The organism is Halogeometricum borinquense DSM 11551, assembly GCF_000172995.2.
Classification (GTDB): Archaea; Halobacteriota; Halobacteria; order Halobacteriales; family Haloferacaceae; genus Halogeometricum; species Halogeometricum borinquense.
Genome location: NC_014729.1, coordinates 981,365 through 997,016, shown reverse-complemented (window position 1 = coordinate 997,016; position 15,652 = coordinate 981,365). Strand labels below are relative to the sequence as shown.

Below are 15,652 nucleotides of genomic sequence, written 5' to 3'. Positions count from 1 at the left end.
ACATATATATGATAATTGGGGCGCGGATGCTCCGATACCGAAGCCTTAACGGACGCACCCACAATTACAAGCCATCGTTACAATGACCGGAACTGAGTTAGCTACCCGATTCGAAATCGTCCAGTGTGGGGATGCTGGGCGGGAGGAACAGTAGATGAGTCGTGCAGATCTTTCGGCGGACGAGCTCGTCCTGCCCATCAAACGAACTGAGGGGGAGACGCTCGAAGACCGACTTACTGCGAACGCGTACCACAATATTCTCCCGGCACGCTATCTGCGCAAAAACGCCGACGGCGACCTGACGGAGACGCAGGAGGAACTGTTTGCACGCGTCGCAAAGAACATCTCGCTCGCTGAAGCGGTCTACGAGGCCGAGCGACAGGACGTCGAGATTACCGTCACGCCGGATCAGCTGAAACCCGATCATCCGCGCCGTGACGAACTCGCCGCCGAAGTGTTCGGCAAGGGAGTTACCGCCGAGGACGACGCGGAGACGACGCTCTCTGTCTACAACGTTAACAAGTTCGCCTACGACACCATCGTCCCCGAACTCCCCGAGGAAATCCGCACGACTGTCAAGGACAAGCGCGAGACGTTCCAGGATATGATGGAGTCGCTGTCGTTCATGCCGAACTCGCCGACGCTGATGAACGCTGGCGACGAACTCCAGCAGCTTTCTGCCTGTTTCGTTGATTCTCCCGGCGACGATATCACCGATATCCACCAGACGGCCAAGGAGGCCGCGGAAGTGTTCCAATCCGGCGGTGGGATGGGGTACGCCTTCTGGAAGCTCCGACCGTACGGTGACGCCGTCGGCTCTACTGGCGGAATCGCCTCTGGTCCGATCACGTTCATGCGGACGTACGACCAGATGTGTGAAACCATCGCGCAGGGCGGCGCACGCCGCGGTGCGCAGATGGGCGTCATGCGCGTCAGCCACCCTGACGTGATCCAGTTCATCCACGCGAAGAACAAGGACGTCTCTCTTGCTCACTCGCTCCGTCTGAACGACCCCGACGACTTCACGCACAACTCCTTCGCTGACGCGCTGGAGGAAGCCCGTGAACTCATCGACGACGAGGGTCGCGTCCCCAAGCACCTCCGCAACGCCGTCGAAGGCCACCTCTCGAACTTCAACATCTCTGTCGGCATCACCGACGACTTCATGGAGGCGCTAGAGAACGGTGAGGAGTTCGTCTTCACGAACCCGCGCACTGAGGAACCCCACATCGCCACGCCCGAGACCAAGGAGATATACGAGATGTTCGGTCTCGGCGAACACGTCGAAGTCGGCGAAGTCCTCTCGGTCCCCGCAGAAAAACTGTGGGACCAGATGGTCGATGGCGCATACGAGAACGGCGAACCGGGCGTTATCTACCTCGAACGCGTCAACAAGCAGCACTCGTTCGACGTCGAGAAACACCCCGAACACCGCATTCTTGCGACGAACCCCTGTGGCGAACAGCCGCTCGAAGAGTACGAGGCCTGCAACCTCGGCCACATCAACCTCTCGACGCTCGCCGACCTCGACGCGCCCGACTGGCGTGTCTGGCAAGCGGAGAACGGCGACGACTACGACTCCATCGAGGACGCCGTAGACGCCTTCCTCGAGGAAGCCATCGACTGGGAGGAGTTCGATCACCGCATCGACAACGGGACGCGCTTCTTGGAGAACGTCGTCACGATGTCGGACTTCCCGGTCGAGAAGATCGAGGAGAAGGTCCGTGCGATGCGAAAGATCGGTCTCGGTGTCATGGGCCTGGCCCAACTGTACATCCAACTGGGTATCCGCTACGGCTCCGACTCCGGAAACGAAGTCGCCCGGCAGCTGATGACCCACATCAACCACCAGTCGAAGTGGGCCAGCCACGAACTTGCCGAGGAACGCGGGACGTTCGAGGACTGGGACGACTCGAAGTTCGCGGACCCGACCGAGTACCGCGAGTGGTTCGAGCATCACACCGGTCTCGACGCCGACGAGTGGGAAGACGGCTTCCCCATCCGCAACCACAACACGACGACTATCGCCCCGACGGGCACCACGTCGATGGTCGGCAACACGACGGGTGGCTGTGAACCCATCTACAACGTCGCCTACTACAAGAACGTCTCCGACGACGTGCAGGGCGACGAGATGCTGGTCGAGTTCGACGACTACTTCCTCCGCGTCTTAGAGGCGAACGACATCGACGTGGACGCAGTCAAAGAGGAGGCCCAAGAGCAGATGGCGAACAACGAGTTCGACGGTGTCGAGGGACTGGAGACGGTTCCGAACGCCATCGGCGAACTGTTCGTCGTCACCTCTGACCTCTCGGGCAAAGACCACGCAGCGGTCCAGTGTGCCTGTCAGAAGGGCGTCGATTCGGCGATCTCGAAGACCTGCAACTTCCCCAACTCCGCCTCGAAGGAGGACATGGACGAAGTCTACCGCTACATCTACAACAACGGCGGAAAGGGCGTCACCGTCTACCGCGACGGCACGCGCTCGAAGCAGGTGCTGACGACGCGCGCAAAGAACACTGACTTCGCTGACGAGGGCGAGGCCGCAGAGACCCTGATCGAACAGATCGAGGACGTGTTCGGCGGCATCGAAGGCTTCCTCGAAAACGAGGAAGTCCGCAACGCACTCGACGGCGAGATCGAGCGACTGCTCGCGGCGGCCGACGGCGAGGTCGATCTCGGCAAGAAACAGCCCCGACCCGACGTGCTGTACGGCGTCACCCAGCGCATCGACACTGGCTACGGAAAGCTGTACGTCAACATCAACGAGGACGCCAACGAACGACCGTTCGAACTGTTCGCCAACATCGGTAACTCCGGCGGCTTCACCGCCTCGTTCACAGAGGCGCTCGCCAAGACCATCTCGACGGCGCTCCGTTCGGGCGTCGATCCGGAAGAGATTGCCAGCGAACTGCAAGGCATCCGGAGCCCGAAAGTCGCATGGGACAAAGGCGAGCAGATCAACAGCATCCCGGACGCTATCGGCACCGCGATGCGTCGCTACCTCGACGGCGAAATCGACAAGGGCTACCCGCAACAGCAGAACCTGACGGAGGTCTCAGAGGAAGCGGGGGCTGACGTTGAGGGTACCGACGCACCCGAGCCAGATGGCGGCGCGTCCGTCGCCGACGATCCGAACGGCGAACCGGGCGTACAGTCTGAGAACGACGCAATGGACGACCTGCTGGCCGCAGGCGAGAGTCCGGAGTGTCCCGACTGTGGAAACATGACGCTCTACTACTCCGAAGGCTGCAAGACCTGCGAGTCCTGCGGTTGGTCGGAGTGCTAACCCGGTAACTGGTCGAATCGGGGCTATCGCCCCGGAAGCGATTTTTTCACTCGATTCGTTCGATCTGTACCGCAGCCACGGGGTCGTCCCAGCCGAATCGCTCCGGATCTTGATCACCGACGCCCATGATGCCCGGATGTGGCGTGATGACTCCGTCTTCGGCGAGGTCCGGGTCACTCATTCCAGTCCCTTCGCCTTCCCAGTCGAGACCGGTGAGCGTCTGGGCTGGTGGCACTAAGTCGGCAAACCGCTCCGTGTTTTTCTCCGTTCCGGCGTCGTAGCTGGCTGCAACGTACGTCAGCGACGCGTTCACGTCGCTCGGAAGTCGAACCGTATCGAGACCGGTGAATCGCCTCGGGGTCAAGCCCCGAGGCTTCCCGTTTCCACGACGCGCTTTGCAGATACCGAATGAGTATCCGTAGGGAGCGCAGTCTCCACGGGCGTTGATTCGGGCCATCCCAGCCCTAATGCAGAAAAGCCTCTCTGCAAGACGTTCAACGAAGCGTTTGCATCCCTATCCGTTTCAAACCCACACGCCGGACACGAATGCTCACGAACCCAGATAGGTTTCGCCGTCTCTACACCGCACGACGCACACTCTTTCGTCGTGCCCCGAGCATCAACCTGAACGACGTGCGTTCCGTGCAAGTCTCCCTTGTATTCAAGCAAGGTGATGAACTGTCGCCACGCCACGTCCTGCTTGTTCCGAGCGTTCCCGTCGTCCTGAAGCATACACTGGACGTTCAGGTCTTCCACGAACACGGCGTCATACTCCTTGACGAGCCACGTCGTGAGTTTGTGCTGGTAGTCCAGCACCTTCCGACGAATATGACGCTTCACCTTCGCTACTTCGACTCGCTGTTTCTCGTAGTTGTTCGATCCTTTCTCCTTTCGAGACAACTTACGCTGTTCTCGTCGGAGGCGCTCGTAGTCGTCTTCGAGGTCGAGCCAGTCCACGGTCTTGCCGTCGCTTGTGTGGATGTAGTTGAGGATGCCGAGGTCGATTCCAACGCTGTTGCTCGTGTTGAGCGAGTCCACGTCGGGTTTCTCAGGCAAGTCAGCATCATCGGTTTCGAGGCCGAACGAGACGAACCACTCTCCGGTTGTCTCCTTCTTGATGGTGACTTCCTTGATTTCTGCTTGGTCATGGATTTCACGGTGGTAGCGAATACGAATATCTCCGACTTTGGAGAGTTCTAACGTCGCGTGTCGGCCACTCGTGTTTTTGAGTTCGAAGCCGGACTGCGAATACGTCATGCTCTGGTACTCAGTCGGAGACTTCCACTTCAACTTCCCAACCTTGTTTCCGTTCTGTTTCTTTTTGGAAAGGTTCGAGAGATTCTGATAGAACCGTGTGACGGTTCGTTGCAGAGCCTTCGAGTTCACGTCGGAGAACACAGAGAACTCGTCTTTCCAATCGGGGAGTCGGTAGTGGTGTTTGTACGCTGACCCGATGTTGTCGGCGTCAACGTTCTCGTATTCGTACCGAGTGTAGTTGTACGCTTGGCGATGAACGTCGATGTGGTATTCCAGTCGCTCCGCTACTGCTTGTGTCGGGTAAGCGTGGTAGCGGTGACTGTATTCCATCGCTGTCTGCTGGTTAGAAGTGTGTTAACTTAATGGTTTGTTTCACGGAGTGTCGGATTCAACCCCGAGGTCAAGCCTCGGGGCATTCTCCTTGTACCTCTGTAAAGCCGTCGTTCGTGGCGATGAGCATACTGATGAAGCTCAGGTAACGGGCGCTGGCGTCCGCGGAGACGTGTAGTTCCGCAAAGTACGGAAGGTCTGTTTCACCCGGGTCCGTGCGGGGGACGAGCGGGCCACTCCCGACAGCGGAACCACGGATGGCGTCCGTCGAATCCACGAGTTCCGAGAACGGCCCGAGATTACCGTTCTCTGCGACCTGTTGGACCGCCTCGTTGGCCATCTCGCCCACCGAGAACAGTTCAACGTCTGATCGGTGGACCGCGACGGCTGGCGGTGTAAACGGCTGGTAATCCGTGAGGTTTGTGACAGTGACGCGGTAGCGACGCGCGCCGTTACGTGCCTCGTTCTGTGCGACTGCCGACCCACCGAGTGCGAGACCGCCGACGGCGGCGACGCCCGCGGCACCGAGGAACGCCCGTCGGGTCGTCGAGAGCTGTTGGTTTGACATCGAATTCCTCCAAGAGAACGGAGGCAGAGCGGCGGAAAAGTCGTTTTTCGAGATCCGTGTCGAGTCTGTTCATAATTCGCGCTGCTTTCCGAGAAAGTCAGCTGAGTAGACGGGCGAAAAAGTAGAACAGACGGAGCGAGACGAGAGACAAGAAACGACTGTCCGGCGCGCCGTCACTGCACGGTCACATACGTCAGGAAACCGAGTGCGATCAGTTGGAGGGATCGAAGGGCTAACACGGCCTGTTGGACGTGGGGGTCGCCGGAGTAGAGACTCTGCATGGTGAAGAAGAAATAGAGTGCGAGGGCGTTCTCTGCGAGCATCGCCGCTCCGAAGGCGACGAGACCCAAGATGAGCGGCGTCCGAAACGTTCGATAGTTGTTCACCCACACTGCGGTGAGGGCGACCAGAAGGAGGATATTCACTCCCGCCAGCGCACTGGCCGCCTGAATCGTTGTTTCCATTGCCATCAGTCTACGTGTTCCGTGATTTGTTCGAAGGTGTCTCGGTACGTCTCGAACCGGTCCGTAAGGAAGTACAACTTCCCGTAGTCGTTGTCGCCGCCCTCGACCACATCGTGTTCTTCGAGCAGTTCGATGTGGTGGCGTATCGTCCGGTATCCCACGTTCAGTTCAGTGGCGAGTTGATTCGCGTTCATCGGTCGATCCGAAAGGGCGTGTACGATACGGACGCGGTTCTCACCGCCTCTTGTTCCCGCGAACAGGTACCAGAGCGCCTTTTCCATCGACTGTGTTCGGCCGTCGTTCGTGAGCGAGACTGTTTGCGGCGTCTGAAACGGGATCCACAACTGACCGCACGACATCGTGTGGTTGTGTGGCGATACCGTACAGACGTGACTACCGTATCGTTCCTCCTCGGCAACGCCTAAGAGTCTTGTTCAAAATTCGGGTCGAATTCCCCGTTTCGGATCGGCCGCCGCCGATAGCAATCTACTTGCGCATCCCGTTCATCGCCGGTTGTGTGACTGACTCGGAGAGCACCGAGACGGTTCCCGGTCGTCCGTGCCCGTTCTGCGGCACGTCGATGGCCCACCGACACTGTAAGTACGTCTGTCCGACACATGGCGTGATATATGATTGCAGTGACACTTTTTGGTAGCCGGAATCGTTTCGGGAGTGCCACCGTCGATCGACTCATTGTACGGCGTTTTTGACTGAATACCACGGTGTAGGTCCGTATCAAGTTAAGGCTTGTCACGAACGGTTATGTCACTGCGAGTGTTAATAGTGTCTGGCAGATGTGTGGGCGCGTTGCAATCGCTCCGAGGGTGCCGTCATTCGATATCCTACAATGGTAAAACAGGAACAGATCCAGCAAAGCAAGGCGATTCAGCGTAAAACCGGCAAGACGTTTCACCTCGCAACACGGGTGCTTCCGGAACGGGTCCGGCATGCGACGTACGTTCTCTACGCGTTCTTCCGCGTCGCAGACGAAGTTGTAGATGCCGAGGAAACCGCCGAACCGTCGGCACAACGCGAACGGTTAGAGCAACTTCGTGCGCAGGCGTTAGGGAGAGACGAGACGGACGACCCCGTCCTCTCGGCGTTTGCCGAACTCCGCGAGCAGTACGACATCGCGGACGAGGACGTGAACGTCTTCATCGATGCGATGCGCTCCGACATCACAAAGAGCCGCTACGAGACGTACGACGAACTCGAAACGTACATGGACGGCTCCGCGGCCGCCGTCGGACGGATGATGACCGACATCATGCAGACCCCGAACGCGGAGAAAGCACGTCCGCACGCGACGGCCCTCGGCGAGGCGTTCCAGATGTCGAACTTCCTGCGCGACGTGCGTGAGGACATCGTCGAACGGGACCGAGTCTACCTCCCGCAGGAGACGCTCGAAAAACACGGCGTCACCGAGGAACAACTCCAGTCGTTCCGCTGTGACGAGAACTTCCGCGCGGTGATGCGCGAGGAGATGCGTCGGACGGAAGCGCTCTATCGAGAGGGCGTCCACGGTATCCAGTACCTCCCCGAAGACTGCCAGTTCGCCGTGCTTCTGGCTGCGGTCCTGTACGCCGACCACCACCGCGCGATTCGCAAGCGCGCCTACGATGTACTCTCGGTGACGCCGTCGCTCTCGACGGCGCGGAAGCTTGCGCTTCTCGTCAAAACGCGAGCCTACTGGGCGGTCGAAAAGGACCCCGAAACGGTGTTCCGGAAAGTGAGTGTCGTTCCGTACCCTTCGAGCGAGGATCACTCTCATCACGACCCCGGGCATTCTGGCGCTTCCCGGTCGCCGGGTCTATTGGGCGGCCGACTGTCCAGTTGGGTCCGCAGTTTCACCCGCGGAGAGTAGCTGGCGTCGCGTCAACGACGCTCACTCCGAACTGTTCTTTCCGGACCGTTTCCGCTGACTGAATCGAAACACCCGCGAGTCGAATCGCTCGGTCTTCAGAAGTCCCAGGCCGAACAGGGCGGCAACAGCGACGGGAAGCCAGTTGCCGAACCACGCGTTGAGGCCGCCCCAGAGGATGACAAAGGAGACGAGATCGTCGAGCATGAACTCACACTCCGAAAGGCGGGTGAGGAGAATGTGCTGATCGTATCCCCAATCGAGCAGGATAACAGCGACGGTCGCGCTGAGGACCCACCCCGCGTAGTTCGAGAGCGGAACGCCGTAGAACGCGCCCGGCGGGGTGTACGCCCAGAACCCGAGAGCGACCGCGCCGGGATCTAACACCACGTCCATCGCCAGTACGGCAATGATGACCGTACAGAGACGGATGACTGTGTGTTCGGCTCTATCGCCGAGAAGAAGCAAACACAGCAGGTAGGCGTTCATCACGAGAGGGACGAAAAACACCGGCAGACCCAACGGGATGCCGCCAACGGTCGGTCCGAGGGCAACACCGTAGGCGAACTGTCCATACGGGAATCCGGTGTGAACGCCGGTGTACTCGATCAGGTACGCGTACAGCGTCAACAGGCCGACGCCGGTTGCCCCACGACGAGTCGTGTGCGGAAGGACGCCGACGAGAAGGGGCGAGCGCATCACGAACGTCCCGAAGAGGATAAACAGGCCGTTGAACGCCAACGGGGCGAGAACGGTCCCCGAAAGCCAGCCCTCCGCGCTGGCGAGGAGGAGTACGATACCGTTCAGCGGAAAGAACACCGAGATGGTAAAGCGGTTCTCTCGAACGAGTCGGTCCAGCCGGTACTCCCACTCCTCGCGCGTGGTCGGGAGCCGATTTGCGAGAGCAACGTCGGCTTCAACCATAGAACAATCTCCAGAGCGCACCCATTGTGAGGGTTGCGCCGATAACCGTGTTCAACACGGGATACCACCAGTACGCACGTTCGACTGAGATTTCGGAGCGGGCGACGGCGAGAACAGCGAGTGGGTACGCCGACAACACCGCACCCAGTCGCCAGTCCACGAGCGCGAAGGCAGCGGCGGCAACCAGCCAGCAGGCGAAACAGTACGCGTACGTTCGACGTTCGCCGAGAAATGTGGCTGTCGTGCGGATACCTGCCGTACGGTCCGGTTCGATGTCGGGGATGGCAGAGAACGTGTGCATCCCCATCGTCCATGCCCACGCGCCGACGAGGGCAGAGAGTGGTGGGTGTTGTCCGGCGACGGCCGCGAACGCCGCCGCGCCCGGCAAGATGTACAGACCGTTCGATACCGAATCGAGAAACGGCGTCGTCTTGAACCGGAACGGCGGCGCGCTGTACTCCACGCCGAGGAGGAAGAATCCGGCGAGGTACGGCCACGTGAGTCGGGGGGCGACAGCGAACAGTCCGAGACCGAGAACGCCAGACGCGACGATGACGGCGGTGACGACGGTGTCGCCCTGCCACCGCGCCTCTCTGTCGTCTTTCTTCGGGTTCGCCTCATCTACGTCGGCGTCGAAGGCGTCGTTGACGCCGTAGAGGAGAATATTCCCCGGCAGGAGAAAGTAGCCGAACAGGACGAGGGCGGCAGGGCTGAGCAGGTCGCTCACGGCCGTTGCGGCGAAGGCGACGCCGACGGCGACGGGTCCGGCGAGGTAGAGCCAAAACCGCGGGCGCGAGAGCGTGAGCAGGTATTCGAGTCGGCCGCGTGCGTTCATTACGCCATCCGTTCGGCCATCTTTTCGGCCGTCAGTTGGCCGCTGATGAGACACATCGGGACGCCGATACCGGGCGTTGTGAACGACCCGGTGAAGTACAGGCCAGAAACCTCCTCAGAGTGATGCGGCGGGCGGAGGAGTGCCGTCTGTCGGAGTGTGTGCGCGAGACCGAGTGCCGTCCCTTGCGTCGCGTTGTACCGGTCGGAGAAGTCGTCTACGCAGAACGACTCTTCGAGGACGATTCGGTCCCGTAGGTCCTCTCCGGTGTGTGCTGCGATGTCGTCTAAGACGAGATCACGGTAGCGTTCGCGTTGCTCGGGCGTATCGTCCAATCCTGCCGCGATGGGGACGAGAACGAACAGGTTCGAATGGCCTTCCGGAGCGACAGTGTCGTCCGTTTTCGAGGGAACACAGAGATAGTACGCCGGGTCGTCGGGCCACGCCGGGTCGTCGAATATCTTCTCGAAATGGTCGTCCCAGTCCGTCGGCAGGACCAGCGTATGATGTTCGAGTTCGGGTACGTCGCCCTCGACGCCGAGGTAAAGTAAGTAAGCGGAGGGTGCATACGTCCGCGACTGCCAGTAATCCTCGTCGTACTGCCGCTTGCCCTCGGGTAAGAGGTCCATCTCGGTGTGCCGGTAGTCGGCGTCGCTGACGACGTAGTCGGAGTAGAACTCCCGGCCGTCCTCGGTGCGCGTGACGAACGCCTCCTCGCGGCCGCGAATCTCGTTTACCGGGCTCTCGACGCGGAACTCGACGCCGAGTTCCTCGCCCAAGGAGACCATCCCGTCCACGACGCCGCCGAGGCCGCCGTCGGGGTAGTAGACGCCCATGTTGAAATCTACGTGACTCATCAGGTTGTACAGCGCGGGCGTGTTGTTCGGCGCGCCGCCGAGGAACACCAGCGTGTACTGCATTATCTGCTGGAGTTTCGGATGGTCGAAGTACTTCTCGACGTGGTCCTGCATCGACCCGATGAGCGACAGGCCCCGCGCGTTCTTGATGACGTCCCAGTCTGCGAAATCGGATAGTTTCGTCCGGTCGGTGTAGACGAAATGTTCCATCCCCACCTCATAGTTCTTCTCGGCCTTCTGCAGATATTTCTCGAACTGCTTGCCCGCACCGGGTTCGTACGCCTCGAACGTCTCGCGGTTCTGTTCGAGGTCTGGAACCATATCAACCCGGTCGCCGTCCTTGAAGAAGATTCGGTAGTGGGGGTCCAGTCGCGTGAGTTCGTAGTAGTCCGAAGGCGTTCGGTCGAAGTATCCGAAAAAGTCCTCGAACACGTCTGGCATCAAGTACCATGACGGTCCCATATCGAAGCGGAAGCCGTCCCGTTCGAGACGACTGGCCCGGCCGCCTAACTGCTCGTTTTTCTCAAGTACTGTCACGGTAGCACCGGCGTCGGCGAGGTAACACGCCGTCGATAGTCCGCCGAATCCCCCACCGACAACGACCACGGACGTTCCGTCGAGGACGGAGAGGTCCGAGACAGCATTCATATCGCATTCCTAGGGACGATGAAACTATAAATCGACTGACTGTGAGAGGTTCGATATCGGGGACCGGAAGCTGTGGCTTTACCTCGGATTCGTCCGAAGCGGACGTATGGACGTGTCAGGAAAGACGGTCGTCGTAACAGGTGCGAGTCGGGGAATCGGCGTAGCCCTTGTCCGGGCGTTCGCTGCGGAAGGCGCACACGTCGTCTGCTGTGCCCGCGACGAGGATGCGCTCTCCGATGTCGTGGCGAACGTGGCAGACACACCCGGATCCGCCGAGGCGGTTCGCGCCGACGTACGCGACGAGTACGACGTCGAACGACTGATGGAGACTGCTGCACGAAGCGGCGACGACGACGGCATCGCTGTCCTCGTCCCAAACGCCGCCGTGAACCACGGGACTCCAGGTGAGATGCCGGTTCACGAGGAGTCTTACACCAGATTCGACGACACCATCCGGACGAACGTTCGCGGTGTTTTCACCGCAGTTCGTGAGGCGCTGCCGCACGTGAACGACGACACGCGTGTTCTCGTTCCGTCGGGGTCCATCGCACACGATCCCAAGCCGGGTATGGGCGCGTACGCCGTCTCGAAAGCGGCCGTCGAGGGACTGGCCCGACAGTTCGCCGCCGACGTTGCACCCGTTATCGGTGTCGTTGACCCCGGACTGGTTGCCACCGGGCTAACTGACGGTCAGGGACGTGACGCCGACGACGTCGCACCGATGTACGTGTGGGCCGCCACCGAAGCCGACCGAGACGAACTCGACGGCGGCCGTCTCGACCGACAGGCGTGGAAGCAGGCGACCCGGTGAGGAGCAGAAGGCGACGAGGGACGGCAAAACGGAGAAGCGTGGTGTGAACTGACTCTTTTTCGGCACCGACGCCGCAGTGGACGTAACTCATTTCAGATGGTCGGGATCGACATTGTTATGAACTCGACTGGCTGTGTTAATATCGTGACTCCTATTAACCGATACGCCAGAATTAACAGCGTGACACGAATCTCACGTGTCGGTGTCGCCGCCACCGTCATCTTCATCGGTCTCTCAGCGTACGCGGCGAGCGTCGGCGCGTGGAAACTCCTCGGAATCACGTGGGTGGCGTTCGCGGCGATGGCACTCGCGGCACCGCTCGGCGTCCGCCATCACGACGAGGGAGCGAACGCTCTCGTCTGGGGCTATGGCCTCGCCAGCGGTGCGATGGTGACGAGTGCGGCCGTCTTCTTGGTCCCGCAGGCGATTAACCACCACCCGAAGTACGGCGGATTCGGCATCGCCGCGGGACTTCTCGTCGGATTCGCATCCCACACCGTTGGTCACCGTCTCGCGCACATGGACCTTCCCGTGGATCGAACTGTCGCAGAACTCGCCGCACACGCCTTCTCTGCGGGCCTTATCATCGGTATCGTCTACGGAAACATGCCGGATCTCGGGCCGACGCTCGGACTCGCTATCGTCTCGCACAAGGGACCCGCCGGATACGCGGCGGCGCGCCGTCTCACCTCGAAAGGCCGCACTGCATCTTCGCTCCTCCTCCCCGCCGCGGCCCTCGGTATCGCCGCGATACTGGCGAGTATCATCGTCCTCCCGGGGTCGGGACCGTTCCGCGGCGTCGTCTTCGGGTTCGCCGCTGGGGTGTTCCTTCACGTTGCCATGGATTTCCTCCCGCGGTGTGAGATCGGTTCGGAAATTCACGACCACCTCTCCGTCGAGGGCGACGCGCACGCTCTCCTCGACAGACTCCGCGTTCACGCCGTCGTTAGCACGCTCTTAGGCGGGGTCATCGTCTTCGTTGCGTGGCTGTTCGTCGTCTAAGCAGTCTCTTCATTGTACCTCTCACTGGGGCGGTGCGTTCAACTGAATCGTCACACGCGTGCCACCGGACTGACCGTCTTCGACGGTGAGGTCACCGCCGGAATGACGGAGAATCCAACTCGCCAGCCACAACCCCATCCCGGCGCTGTGTGTCAACGGCGTCTCCGTTCTCGTCGTCAGCACCTCCCGTTCGGTCTCGGGGAGTCCGGGACCGTCGTCTTCGATACGGATCGTCCGACGGTCGTCGTCTTCGGTCTGCACATCGACCGTGACGTGCGGGACACCCGAATCGTTGTGCTTGAGCGCGTTTTCGAGAATGTTGTCGAGTGCGTACGGCAGGAGTTCGTGTGCGGCGACGCGCAGCGACTCGGGCATCGTTGCGTGAATCTCGGCGTTGGGATACTCGCTATCCAACCGGTCGAGACGAGTACGGAGGAGTGCCCCGAGGTCCAGCGTTGCGAAACTTCTCATTCCATCGCTCTGTAACTGCTCGACGTACCGTGCTGCGTCGCTCAGTTCGATGATGTTCGTGAGTCGCCGCTGTATCACATCGGCGTGTTCGTCGTTCTCCGGAAGCGAGTCGATCAGCATGTCGAGGTGCCCCTGCACGACGTTCACGTCGTTGCGGATATTGTGCCGCAACACACGGTTGAGCACGGCGAGGCGTTGCTCGCGCTGTTTCTGTTCGGTGATGTCGCTGACGACGAACGCCGCACCGCCGAACCCGCTCTCGCGGTGACTGAGCGGTGCCGCCCACAACCGAACGTCGAGTATCGACCCGTCTTGGTGCTGGTGCCGGGTTTCGACCCCATCGAGTCGCTCACCTGCTTCGAGTCGGCCACGAACCGTCTCCGCGAGGTCCGTCGGTGGAGAAAGCGTTTCCAAGTACGACTGCGTGAGTATCTCCGACTCCGACCATCCGAACGTTCGCTCTGCACCCTCGTTCCACAACTGGACTTGGCCGGCAGCATCGACCACAACAATGGCCACGGGTACAACACCGATGACTGTCGAGAAGCGATTGAGAAGATGCCGCGTTGCAGTCGTGAGAACGTCGATTTCGTCACGGGTGTCGAGATGTTGATGGAGAACTGTGACGAGTTCGGAGAACATGTTCGCTGCGAGTTCGTCTCGGTCGATAGACGCCTTCGAATGGTACGACTCCAAAAGCCGCTTCTGTACCTCGTCGTGACCCTCGTCTGCGAGAACTCGAAACAGCGCACCGACGAACTGTTCTGTATGTCGCTTCATTTTAGGCAACCCTAAATTTCGAAGATACAAATAGCCCTACTATCCGGGGAGTTCGTCGGTGTTCGCTCGTCGCCTCAGGTGTCGGCGTCGTCGGCTTCTGAAGCAGTGAGGCGGCGCACTTGCACCGAGATGCCGAGTGCGGCGATGAGGAAGACGACGAGATTGAACGCCGCCAACACTGGCGCACGGTACTCGTAGACGACGAACGTGGTGACGGTTCGGGAGACGGACAGATACAGTTGAACCGCTGCGATCACCGCGAGGAGAAGCAATCCACCGAGAATCGCGTAGTTCAACACCGTGACCAGCCGGCTGACGGTGCTGTCGCCGCTGTCGTCCGGCTCACTCGCTCGGGTTCGGTCATCCGCTCGAGTCCGGTCGTCCGTCGGTCGATTCGCCGTCTCTGCCGCCGTCGGCTCAGTTTCGTCGGTCATCGGTGTTGCCTCCGTACTAAAAGCGCCGCCGCGAGGAGAGCGACGACTGCAACTGCGACGCCAAATCCGGGTTGCGAAGTCGCCGTCCCCTCCGGTGCCTCCGTTTGCTGTCCGCCGGCGTTCTCAGTGTCGTCCATCTCGAAATCCTCCACGCGGAACTCAACCGCTTGCTCCGTCTCGTTGACGGAGATTCGCCTCGTCGGGTCAAGGTTGGCTGCCGTGCGGGCGGTGTCTACCACGACGCCGTCTCGCGTCAACACGGCGTCGAGGTAGTAGTTGTAGCCCGACGGTACCGTCGCCGTCGCGGTCGTCGTTGCGGTTCGACCCGGTCTAATTTCGCCGACGCTACTTGTCGTCCGTGCGGCGACCACGTTCGAGTCGGCCTGTCGAAGGACGAACGTCACCGCGAGGTCCCCGGAGGGTGCGTCGCCCGTGTTCGTCAGCGACGCCGCGAGGTCCAACGTCGTCCGGTTCGACGCGGTGTCGCTCACTGAGACCGAGAGCGGTGGGAGTGCCGCTCGGTCGCTGAACACGACTGGCGTGCGCGCGTACGTCGGTGTCAGCGCCTCCAACCCGCGGACGGTCTTTGCCGCCCGGTCCACGCGCCTGTTGTCCTGAAACAGGACCGTCTCGATGTGGTATCCGCCGGCGCGTTCGACCGTTACGTTCGTCGGGACGGCCGTCTCTCCATCGTCCCGAAGCGTTCCAACTTCGACGGTCTGTGTCGTCTTCACGAGTCCAGACTCGGCGTCTACGGCCCGAACTAACAGCGTCACATTCGGTGTTGGATTCCCGCTGTGCCGAACGCGCGTCTCCACGCCCAGTGTCACTGTCTCACCGCGAACCGCCGACTCGTCGTAGCTGATACTCGTTTCGGAAATGTCAGTGGGACCGGGGCTAACTGGACCGTCCTCAGTCGGGTCCGCGAGTACACCCGGTACTATCACGACGGCGATAAGAGTGAGAACGGTCACCCCGACAGCGGCTCCGGCGAGGGCGGTGTCGCGGTCCATATCAGTCCAGAATCAGTAATTCGGCATAGGCTTTGTGTTGATGTTGTTCTGATGTCATTTTGTCCCCCCGTTCGAAGGGGTGGATTTTTACCATCCGACGACGCGTCGTGA

The 15,652-nt window shown here is 60.6% G+C and carries 16 protein-coding genes; 5 read left to right on the top strand and 11 right to left on the bottom strand.

Annotated features, from left to right (window positions below):
* The first annotated feature begins 154 nt into the window (after positions 1-154).
* Positions 155-3,289 (top strand): adenosylcobalamin-dependent ribonucleoside-diphosphate reductase, encoded by a 3,135-nt coding sequence (locus tag HBOR_RS05185; RefSeq protein WP_006053889.1) that lies wholly within the window; start codon positions 155-157, stop codon positions 3,287-3,289.
* Positions 3,290-3,335: 46 nt separating this feature from the next.
* Here the strand turns inward: HBOR_RS05185 and HBOR_RS05180 are convergent, their stop codons facing one another.
* The 5 genes from HBOR_RS05180 to HBOR_RS05160 all read right to left on the bottom strand — a co-directional run bounded on the left by HBOR_RS05180 (position 3,336) and on the right by HBOR_RS05160 (position 6,189).
* Positions 3,336-3,653, bottom strand: coding sequence for a spondin domain-containing protein (locus HBOR_RS05180; protein ID WP_144018702.1), 318 nt, complete (start codon positions 3,651-3,653; stop codon positions 3,336-3,338).
* Positions 3,650-4,876, bottom strand: coding sequence for an RNA-guided endonuclease InsQ/TnpB family protein (locus HBOR_RS05175; RefSeq protein WP_006054798.1), 1,227 nt, complete (start codon positions 4,874-4,876; stop codon positions 3,650-3,652). Before HBOR_RS05175 ends, HBOR_RS05180 begins: the two co-directional genes overlap by 4 nt.
* Before the next feature lie 70 nt (positions 4,877-4,946).
* Positions 4,947-5,444 (bottom strand): spondin domain-containing protein, encoded by a 498-nt coding sequence (locus HBOR_RS05170; protein ID WP_006053887.1) that lies wholly within the window; start codon positions 5,442-5,444, stop codon positions 4,947-4,949.
* A gap of 173 nt (positions 5,445-5,617) precedes the next feature.
* Positions 5,618-5,914 (bottom strand): hypothetical protein, encoded by a 297-nt coding sequence (locus HBOR_RS05165; protein WP_006053886.1) that lies wholly within the window; start codon positions 5,912-5,914, stop codon positions 5,618-5,620.
* A complete protein-coding gene (locus HBOR_RS05160) occupies positions 5,914-6,189 on the bottom strand; it encodes a helix-turn-helix domain-containing protein (RefSeq protein WP_049890566.1) in 276 nt (91 codons plus the stop codon). Before HBOR_RS05160 ends, HBOR_RS05165 begins: the two co-directional genes overlap by 1 nt.
* A gap of 236 nt (positions 6,190-6,425) precedes the next feature.
* Between HBOR_RS05160 and HBOR_RS20515 the strand changes: the two genes are divergently transcribed.
* Complete coding sequence (locus HBOR_RS20515) at positions 6,426-6,563, top strand: HVO_2523 family zinc finger protein (RefSeq protein ID WP_338035056.1); 138 nt, start codon at positions 6,426-6,428, stop codon at positions 6,561-6,563.
* Between the two features lie 192 nt (positions 6,564-6,755).
* Positions 6,756-7,772 carry a phytoene/squalene synthase family protein gene (locus tag HBOR_RS05155; RefSeq protein WP_006053884.1) on the top strand — a complete coding sequence of 339 codons (1,017 nt, stop codon included), beginning with the start codon at positions 6,756-6,758 and terminating at the stop codon, positions 7,770-7,772.
* Positions 7,773-7,793: 21 nt separating this feature from the next.
* Here HBOR_RS05155 and cruF read toward each other — a convergent pair whose 3' ends face one another.
* From cruF to HBOR_RS05140, 3 genes are read right to left on the bottom strand one after another with little or no spacing between them, the layout of a single operon-like run.
* Complete coding sequence (cruF, locus tag HBOR_RS05150; RefSeq protein ID WP_013440524.1) at positions 7,794-8,693, bottom strand: bisanhydrobacterioruberin hydratase; 900 nt, start codon at positions 8,691-8,693, stop codon at positions 7,794-7,796.
* Complete coding sequence (locus HBOR_RS05145) at positions 8,686-9,528, bottom strand: prenyltransferase (RefSeq protein WP_049890442.1); 843 nt, start codon at positions 9,526-9,528, stop codon at positions 8,686-8,688. Before HBOR_RS05145 ends, cruF begins: the two co-directional genes overlap by 8 nt.
* Entirely contained in the window at positions 9,528-11,030 is a 1,503-nt protein-coding gene (locus HBOR_RS05140) for a phytoene desaturase family protein (protein ID WP_006053881.1), read from the bottom strand. Before HBOR_RS05140 ends, HBOR_RS05145 begins: the two co-directional genes overlap by 1 nt.
* A 112-nt stretch (positions 11,031-11,142) precedes the next feature.
* Here HBOR_RS05140 and HBOR_RS05135 point away from each other — a divergent pair, with 112 nt between their 5' ends.
* A complete protein-coding gene (locus HBOR_RS05135) occupies positions 11,143-11,841 on the top strand; it encodes an SDR family NAD(P)-dependent oxidoreductase (protein WP_174261567.1) in 699 nt (232 codons plus the stop codon).
* Between the two features lie 180 nt (positions 11,842-12,021).
* Positions 12,022-12,843 carry a ZIP family metal transporter gene (locus HBOR_RS05130; protein ID WP_049890565.1) on the top strand — a complete coding sequence of 274 codons (822 nt, stop codon included), beginning with the start codon at positions 12,022-12,024 and terminating at the stop codon, positions 12,841-12,843.
* Between the two features lie 21 nt (positions 12,844-12,864).
* On the opposite strand, the gene HBOR_RS05125 is transcribed toward HBOR_RS05130, so the two are convergent.
* From HBOR_RS05125 to HBOR_RS05115, 3 genes are all read right to left on the bottom strand, one after another.
* Positions 12,865-14,094, bottom strand: a complete 1,230-nt coding sequence (locus HBOR_RS05125) for a PAS domain S-box protein (RefSeq protein WP_006053878.1) — start codon at positions 14,092-14,094, stop codon at positions 12,865-12,867.
* 74 nt (positions 14,095-14,168) lie between these two features.
* Positions 14,169-14,528, bottom strand: coding sequence for a hypothetical protein (locus HBOR_RS05120; protein ID WP_006053877.1), 360 nt, complete (start codon positions 14,526-14,528; stop codon positions 14,169-14,171).
* Positions 14,525-15,541 (bottom strand): DUF7490 domain-containing protein, encoded by a 1,017-nt coding sequence (locus HBOR_RS05115; RefSeq protein WP_006053876.1) that lies wholly within the window; start codon positions 15,539-15,541, stop codon positions 14,525-14,527. Before HBOR_RS05115 ends, HBOR_RS05120 begins: the two co-directional genes overlap by 4 nt.
* Positions 15,542-15,652: the final 111 nt, after the last annotated feature.

Coding starts and splice junctions, on each gene's coding strand:
- HBOR_RS05170 (WP_006053887.1), bottom strand. CDS start 5,444: ATGTCAAACCAACAGCTCTCGACGACCCGACGGGCGTTCCTCGGTGCC.
- HBOR_RS05185 (WP_006053889.1), top strand. CDS start 155: ATGAGTCGTGCAGATCTTTCGGCGGACGAGCTCGTCCTGCCCATCAAA.
- HBOR_RS05120 (WP_006053877.1), bottom strand. CDS start 14,528: ATGACCGACGAAACTGAGCCGACGGCGGCAGAGACGGCGAATCGACCG.
- HBOR_RS05175 (WP_006054798.1), bottom strand. CDS start 4,876: ATGGAATACAGTCACCGCTACCACGCTTACCCGACACAAGCAGTAGCG.
- HBOR_RS05155 (WP_006053884.1), top strand. CDS start 6,756: ATGGTAAAACAGGAACAGATCCAGCAAAGCAAGGCGATTCAGCGTAAA.
- HBOR_RS05125 (WP_006053878.1), bottom strand. CDS start 14,094: ATGAAGCGACATACAGAACAGTTCGTCGGTGCGCTGTTTCGAGTTCTC.
- HBOR_RS05115 (WP_006053876.1), bottom strand. CDS start 15,541: ATGGACCGCGACACCGCCCTCGCCGGAGCCGCTGTCGGGGTGACCGTT.
- HBOR_RS05140 (WP_006053881.1), bottom strand. CDS start 11,030: ATGAATGCTGTCTCGGACCTCTCCGTCCTCGACGGAACGTCCGTGGTC.
- HBOR_RS05165 (WP_006053886.1), bottom strand. CDS start 5,914: ATGGCAATGGAAACAACGATTCAGGCGGCCAGTGCGCTGGCGGGAGTG.
- cruF (WP_013440524.1), bottom strand. CDS start 8,693: ATGGTTGAAGCCGACGTTGCTCTCGCAAATCGGCTCCCGACCACGCGC.
- HBOR_RS05145 (WP_049890442.1), bottom strand. CDS start 9,528: ATGAACGCACGCGGCCGACTCGAATACCTGCTCACGCTCTCGCGCCCG.
- HBOR_RS05160 (WP_049890566.1), bottom strand. CDS start 6,189: ATGGAAAAGGCGCTCTGGTACCTGTTCGCGGGAACAAGAGGCGGTGAG.